Here is a 6557-nt window from a genome sequence, read left to right as displayed (position 1 = left end):
ACAATAGACCGAGAAAAATCATAGGCTATAAAACACCTAAAGAAATGATGGAGATGGAGCTGAAATTTGTAGCTTAGAAACATCAAAAACCAACAACGATTTGTTGCGTTACAACATTGAATCCAGCAGAGCAACCTGAAAATTTAAAGCAGACAATTTAAAATGCCTACTTTACATATTGTTAAATTAAAAATGACCTATGAATACTTCCAGCATTACGTATAAAATTATTTTTACAATAATTATTGCTATATCTACTGCCTTGATTTTAACCAGTTTATTTTCTTTAGTTTACAATATTCCTAAATGGTATCTGAAAATTTTGGATTTCCCAAGGTTGCAACAATTTTTATTAGGGGTATTAATGTTGATTCTATTTATAATCATTAATAGAAAATGGAATACCGGATCGGTTGCACTTACGGTTGGTTTATTAGCATCTATTTTTATTCATTTTAGTTTTATTTCATCTTATCTAATTGGCGACAAAGTTGTTCCAAGCATAAGTGAATCTGAAATAAATAAAGAGAAAACAGTTAGTATCTTAATCACCAATGTTCTTATTAAAAATAATGATTTCAATAAACTACTAGATGTAATTAAAGAATCTAACCCTGATATCGTTTTGGCCATGGAGGTAAACACGGAGTGGGTAAACGAGCTTCAATCTTTAAAAGATGAATACCCAAATGTTATGGAATACCCTTTGGATAATGCTTATGGAATGGCATTATATTCTAAATTGCCATTAAGCCAAAATAAAATTCAATTTCTCAATCACTCCAAAGTTCCCTCCTTTAACACTTTAATTACGTTGCCTTCCGGCGATAGCTTCAAATTCCATGGGGTTCATCCGGTTGCTCCATTCCCAAGTGATAAGTATCCCGAAAACATTGGAGATAAAAATAAGGAAAATCAAAAAGAAGTTGCACTAGAGAAAATTGGAGAAATGGTTAAAAAAGAGAAGGTGCCTTCTATAGTCGCCGGAGATTTCAACGATGTTTCCTGGTCCAATACTTCACGTCTTTTCAGCAGTAGTGGGAATTTAAAGGATGTCAGGATAGGACGCGGATTATTTAACACATTTGATGCGCAATCTATGATCATGAGATGGCCTCTAGATCATTTCTTTGTTACAGAAGGAATTAAGGTCATAGACTTTAAAATCTTGCCCAAAATAGGTTCAGATCATTTTCCTTTATTGGCTAAATTCCAAATTAATTAAACCCGGTCGACAATTATGTGATTATACTTTTAAATCCTAATCGCTGATGAGTTCAACCTATAAGTGCGAAACATTTAATCCCTCATTGAGGGTTTAATTCCCCGAGGCCTGCCCGAAAAGAATTTAATTCAGGCGGGCTTGCCTCGAACTTTTAAAAGGATTTTCCTCCCGAACCATCGGGACATACCTTGTCGGCTAACCCCAAGGTTCTTAATTTGATAAAATATTTTTTAGACTTAAAATAACACTGAATGTGATAGGGAATTATTTGTAAAAAAAAAGGAAGTTCAAAATTTACACTTCCTCAAAAATTATGAAAAATGTAAATTTTAAACTACCTCAAAAATCAGTTATTAAACTTGGTCTTTTATCTAATAATTACAAGTCATTTCATCCAATTTATCTTTAATATCATCTTTATGGTCTCTAAAAAAAGTGTATGCGAGATATCCAGCACCCGCAAACAGTCCCAATTTTAAAACACTTCCGGTTAATCCCAAACCTTTTTTTGCAGCCCATAATTTGGCTCCAGCTGTAGCTGCTTTTTTAATGTTGTGGTTCATAATATAATTTTTTTATAATGGTTATTTTCTATAAATATCAAATATTTGAATCAGGAAATCAGTTAATGAATTTCTAAATAACAGGACTTTAACCCAAATTTGGAAGATTTTGGCATAGATAAGAAAATATGAATCCCAAATTCTTTTTATTCCACTTCCAAAATAAAAATGCCCACCTAACAAGAGTATCTGATTTTTCAGGAACTGTTTCCCATCTATAGTCGCCAGAGATTTCAACGATGTTTCCTGGTCTAATACTGCTCGACTTTTCGGACAGAATGGAAATTTGAAAGATGTAAGAATAGGAAGAGGCCTATATAATACCTTCGATGCGCAATCTATGATCATGAGATGGCCTTTAGATCATTTCTTTGTTTCTGAAGGAATAGCGGTTGTAGAATTTAAACAATTGAAAAAAATTGGTTCAGATCATTTCCCTCTTTTTGCTAAATTCCAGATAAATTAACCTAAGAAAAGAAATACTTCAAAAAGAAAAAAGCCCTGTATATTGGGCTTTTTTCTTTTTGAAATTTCGGTGATCTAGTGGCATTAATCATCCTCACCATCCTCTTCCTCTTCATCTTCTCCATTTCCATCTTCAGAACTCACAAAATTTCCAGCGGCATCAAATTCTAATTCTAAGCCGTTATTAAGAGTAACCTCATAGGAGCCATCTTCTTCAATATCCGCTTCTATAATTGTATTATTAGGGTAAGTACCACTTATATAATCTTTTATATTTTGAGGTAAATCTGCCGGGTTTATATCTGTTTCATCTTTGTCATGGTCATTTTCATCATGAGCAACACCTAAAAAATTTCCATCAGCATCAAAAATAAGTTCTATATCATTTTCTAATTCTATTTCAAAATTACCATTGTTTTCAATTTCAGCTTCCTCAATTGAAATCCCTGGGTAATTAGTAGTTATAAAATCTTTTATATTTTGAGGAAGATCAGATATATTTACGTCATGATCTCCAAAATCATCATCTTCGTCATTATCCTCGCCTAAAAAATTTCCAGCAGAATCAAAAATCAACTCGGTACCATCACTCAAGGTTATTTCTATATTTTGATTATCCTCTTCTTCAGCTTCTACAATAGTTAGATTTGGATAATTTGTAGTAACATAATTTAATATAGTTTGAGATAGGCTTGAAGTTCGTATGTGAACATCAGCTTTAAATGCTATAGCTGTTAGATCAGCTTCATTTTTGACATCTTCATCATTTGAACAGGATTGTAATGATAATACACTCAATATCGCTACATATAAAATTTTTGTATTTTTCATAGGTATTTGTCTGTATTTAATTAGTTTGGTGATTTAATATAACCGTTTAAAATTAGCTTTATTGTGTTTTTAATACACAATAAAGCTAATTAGATAATGAATAAAAATGTGCTTTTGCAAAACAATGCGATAAGGAAAATTTAAAAATTGAGTTTAGATCCAAAATCTATAAAAAGAAAAAAGCCCTTTTCCAATAATTAGGAAAAAAGCTTCTCATTGGTAAATGCTCTATTTTATTATTTTAAAGGTAGTACTAATCTCACGACCGTCCCGGCCGCATCGCCTTCAGGGCTTAATAAATCTTCAAAGGTTAAAGAATAGTTGCCTTTGTATTCCCCATAAAATATTTTAAGCCGTTCACGAGTAATCTTTATACCCAGAGATCTTTTTTTGTGCAATTTCTGCTGTTTAATTTCTGAAGATCTTTGCCTTCCTATCCCACTGTCTGCGATAATTATAGCAACCTGGTTTGTAGATAGATTTTCTATTTTTATACTAATCTGTTTCTTATCTGCCAAAGGCAAGCCATGCCAAATAGCATTTTCCAAAAATGGTTGTAGAATGAGGGAAGGCAACTTTATCCTATCCAGATAGAGCTCCGGATCTTTTACTATATTAAAAGAAATCTCATTTCTGAAACGGATGTTTTCTATGGTAACGTAGAGCTGCATAGTATCAAGTTCATCACCCAGAGAAATTTCCTTTTCGCGTGTTGCATCGAGTATTCTTCTAATCAATTTCGAAAATTTATTCAGGTAGTAAACAGCATTTTCCTTTTCGTTGTTGATGATATAAAGCTTGATCGAATTGAGAGAATTAAAAACAAAATGCGGGTTCATCTGGCTTCTCAGTGAAGTTATCTTCAATTCGGCCAGCTCCTTATCATATTTGGCTCTTAATTTTTCAATTTTGTCGGTTTCTATTTGCTTGCTCAGCGTCTCAACGTTGGCCTCCAGCCGCTTTTGTATACTATTACGAAGCCTCTCATTTTCGTCAAATTGTCTTATAAGTTGTTCCCGGGATTCTTTGTTTTCCCTTAGAAGCAACTTTTGTTTGTGTCCTAATCCGAGGGAGAAAAGAAGGTTTTCAATTATCCCGCCAAGTAGAAAAAAACTTGAAGCGATCCTGAAGTTTTCCTTTCCCAAATGAAATTGATATACCAAAACCGGTGCCAGCCAGGCCAAGAAAAGCACCAGGGAGCCTACAATTAAATAATATTTTAAAGGGTTTTTTGATTTTATAATTGGAAAATAAGCTATAAGCGCTAACAGCGGCATATATATGAGAAAAAAGTTATATCCAAAAATTCTAAGTTGCTTTCCTCCATAAAAAAAGGAAGTAACTTGTATTACTACTGCAAATATTAAAAAGAGGAAATTAGCAGTCATAACACCGGTATTCCACTTTTTATTCTTCTGCCTCATTTCCATAAAAGAATAAGCAAAAAGCAGGTATACCACAACAGTAATTTCAGTAAGAAAACGTTGATAATCTACAAAATAAGTCAAAAAGATATGTTCGAACTTTCCACTCCCAAATCGGAAGATCGACAGGCAAATCAAGAAAAGGTATAGACTGTAAAAAAGATAGGCTCTGATCTTTTGCTGAAAATAGAGCAGGAAATGATACACTGCGAGAATGCTGAGCACTCCGGCAAAAAAGGTAAGTAAGCCGCTTTGAAACGGATTTTTTAAAATATTTAGTAGCTCCTCCACATTATTAACTGCTCAAAAGATAAAGTAATTCTTGTTTTTTGGAACGAGAGACAGGAATGCTGGAACCGTCTTCAAGGATTAGGTATTGCCCGTCAGTTTTAACGAATTCGCTTACGTAGGATAGGTTGACAAGATAAGACTTGTGCGCTCTAAAAAAATTTGAATTATGGATTAAAGCCTCCACATCTTTGATCTTTTTTGAAAGCAATTCTCTTTTTCCTCCCTGAAGAAACAGTTCAGTGTAATTCCCGTCAGATTTGCAATAAATGATATCATCGGCGGTGATAAATATAGTCTTCTCATTAAAAGATAACGGGATTTTCCTTGATGACTGCTGACTTCTGAGGTCAAGCATAATATTCCTTAATTGCTCTCCTAACCGGTTATTTTTCTTTTTTTCTAGGATGCGTTCCGCAGCTTTTTTTAAATCATCAGAATCAATTGGTTTTAAAAGGTAATCAATGGCCCTTTCTTTAATAGCCTTCAAAGCATAACTATCATATGCAGTAGTGAAAATCAATTCAAAATCCCTATATTTTAATTTATGTAGCATTTGAAAACCATCCATCTCGGGCATTTCAATGTCCAGAAAAACACAATCGGGTTTAATAAGATCGATACCTTTTACAGCTTCCAGAGGATTTGCATAGGTAGCACAAACATCAATCCAGGGACAGAAGGTCTCTATTTCCCATTGAAGGCTCTCCAAAGCATTAATTTCATCATCAATCAATATAGCTCTTATCATTGGATTCAACTTAAGTCATCAAATTACAAAAAAGATCAATCATACCGGAAAGTCAATGTATAAGTTGCTGATAATCATATACAAACGGTACTATTAAAAGTAAATCTATTTATGAGATCACTTATAAATCCAGATCATCGGTTTATATATTCCCTACCCGGCAATCTTATGGTAGGGGGTATCTTTAACCTATTAACCATAAAAAAACGAACCATGTATTATTTATCAAAACACATTACAGCAGTCGGGAAAGTGGCTTTTACGATACTTTTTTTCTTATTCGCTATCGCCTGTCAGAAGGAGGAAATAGCCTCGAATGAATTACAAAGTGCAGATGCAAGTATTAAATCCCTGAACAGCGTAAATATTACATCCACCGGCATGAACTTCATCGCACCAAAGGAAATTCCTTCAGGATGGAACACATTTAGATACATGAACAAAACAGGCGAACCGCATTTCTTCTTATTAATCAAAATTCCTGAAGAAAAAACACTGGAAGATTATAAAAACCAGGTTACAGTTCCGTTTAATAATCTACTTGAAGTTTTGCGGGGAGAGAGAGATTTTAATCGGGAAACAGATGCGATAGCATCATGGTTCTTCACAGATGCTATCAATTCTGGAGGAACGGGAATTATTGAAGCCGGAGGGAAAGCCGTAACATCAATTTATCTGGAACCGGGAAACTACATTATTGAATGTTATGTTAAACTGCCGAATGGTAAACTTCATTCTGTAGTGGGTATGTTAGATCAAATGACTGTAACAGAAGAAGTGACAAAAGACAAAGAACCGAAGGTAGATGTTTCTATCGATATTACTGCTGCAGGAATTCAGCTGAATGATGAGATAAAGCGACCCGGACTTCACACTTTCTCAGGGATCAATCTCAAAAGTTGTGTGTGAATTGAAAATGTAGTTCGATATTTGCCAAAAAAAGAGGTTTGGATAACTACCTAGATTTAATTAAGCTTGTATTGCCACAATTCTTAGTGGATCATTTTGAT

7 protein-coding genes are annotated in these 6557 nt (G+C 33.8%); 3 read left to right on the top strand and 4 right to left on the bottom strand.

The window, feature by feature from the left end; translation table 11 throughout:
• The first annotated feature begins 199 nt into the window (after positions 1 to 199).
• Positions 200 to 1225, top strand: coding sequence for an endonuclease/exonuclease/phosphatase family protein (locus tag ES724_RS16290; protein WP_246136900.1), 1026 nt, complete (start codon positions 200 to 202; stop codon positions 1223 to 1225).
• A 371-nt stretch (positions 1226 to 1596) separates the two neighbouring features.
• Here the strand turns inward: ES724_RS16290 and ES724_RS16285 are convergent, their stop codons facing one another.
• Positions 1597 to 1788, bottom strand: coding sequence for a hypothetical protein (locus ES724_RS16285; RefSeq protein WP_146935004.1), 192 nt, complete (start codon positions 1786 to 1788; stop codon positions 1597 to 1599).
• Positions 1789 to 2005: 217 nt separating this feature from the next.
• Between ES724_RS16285 and ES724_RS16280 the strand changes: the two genes are divergently transcribed.
• Positions 2006 to 2254 (top strand): endonuclease/exonuclease/phosphatase family protein, encoded by a 249-nt coding sequence (locus tag ES724_RS16280; RefSeq protein WP_394345080.1) that lies wholly within the window; start codon positions 2006 to 2008, stop codon positions 2252 to 2254.
• An 83-nt stretch (positions 2255 to 2337) separates the two neighbouring features.
• Here the strand turns inward: ES724_RS16280 and ES724_RS16275 are convergent, their stop codons facing one another.
• The 3 genes from ES724_RS16275 to ES724_RS16265 form a co-directional block, all read right to left on the bottom strand.
• Positions 2338 to 3084, bottom strand: a complete 747-nt coding sequence (locus ES724_RS16275) for a PepSY-like domain-containing protein (protein ID WP_146935001.1) — start codon at positions 3082 to 3084, stop codon at positions 2338 to 2340.
• A gap of 236 nt (positions 3085 to 3320) precedes the next feature.
• Complete coding sequence (locus tag ES724_RS16270) at positions 3321 to 4799, bottom strand: sensor histidine kinase (protein WP_146934998.1); 1479 nt, start codon at positions 4797 to 4799, stop codon at positions 3321 to 3323.
• A gap of 4 nt (positions 4800 to 4803) precedes the next feature.
• Entirely contained in the window at positions 4804 to 5532 is a 729-nt protein-coding gene (locus tag ES724_RS16265; RefSeq protein ID WP_170249917.1) for a LytR/AlgR family response regulator transcription factor, read from the bottom strand.
• Positions 5533 to 5658: 126 nt separating this feature from the next.
• Between ES724_RS16265 and ES724_RS16260 the strand changes: the two genes are divergently transcribed.
• On the top strand, positions 5659 to 6456 hold the full coding sequence (locus ES724_RS16260; protein ID WP_146934992.1) for a hypothetical protein: 798 nt from the start codon (positions 5659 to 5661) through the stop codon (positions 6454 to 6456).
• Positions 6457 to 6557 lie beyond the last annotated feature (101 nt).

The sequence above is a fragment of the Gillisia hiemivivida genome (assembly GCF_007997295.1).
GTDB classification, from domain to species: Bacteria; Bacteroidota; Bacteroidia; order Flavobacteriales; family Flavobacteriaceae; genus Gillisia; species Gillisia hiemivivida.
The sequence above is the reverse complement of the archived record's forward strand: the minus strand, read 5'-3'. Positions and strand labels throughout refer to the sequence as shown.